The organism is Flavobacterium sp. Sd200 (assembly GCF_009826935.1).
Taxonomy (GTDB): Bacteria; Bacteroidota; Bacteroidia; order Flavobacteriales; family Flavobacteriaceae; genus Flavobacterium.
In genome coordinates this window covers 1-632 of the sequence record NZ_WUMN01000032.1, presented here as the reverse complement: position 1 = coordinate 632, position 632 = coordinate 1, and the positions used below count along the sequence as shown (strand labels likewise).

Below are 632 nucleotides of genomic sequence, written 5' to 3'. Positions count from 1 at the left end.
GTTTGTTCCTGGTTCATACCCCCTGCGTTTTACGGTAAAGGGCAAACGCCTGTACCAGGTTTGTATACTGCTGGCCGTCTATATCATCGGTACTTAACTCCTGTAGCGCTTGCCATACAGAAACGGACTCGTTTGTTTTTAAAGTTAGTACCGATTTTAAATAAGGGCGAATGTCGCTAAGGGAAGCAATTTTATACTCAAGAATGAGGCGGTTGGACGCAAAAAACTCCTTTACGAAATCATTTGCCGGATGGTAGAGTATCTCGCGCGGTGTGCCGGACTGGATGATTCTACCCTTATCCATGAGACAAATGCGGTGCCCGAGCTCAAAAGCTTCCTGCACATCGTGTGTAACCAACAGGGTCGTTTTTCCGGTAAGCTCCTCAAGGGAACGGAACTCTCTATGTATCGCGGCTTTGGTAATGGCATCGAGTGCGCCAAAGGGTTCGTCCATCAGCAGTACAGGAGGTTCTGCTATAAGGGCGCGTGCTATGCTTACCCTTTGCTGCTGGCCGCCGCTGAGTTCGTGGGGGTAACGGCTGAGAATACCTTCCGGCAGGTTGAGCTTTTGCAATAGTGTGATGGTGCGGTTTTGTATGGTCTTTTTATCCCACTTCAGAAGTTCGGGCAGG

Annotated in this window: 1 protein-coding gene; it reads right to left on the bottom strand. The window is 49.4% G+C overall.

The genetic code is table 11. The annotated features are described in order from the left end of the window. Positions 1 to 13 precede the first annotated feature (13 nt). Positions 14 to 632: ATP-binding cassette domain-containing protein (locus tag GR160_RS19250; protein ID WP_160751521.1), on the bottom strand; the 619-nt coding region annotated here is incomplete at its 5' end.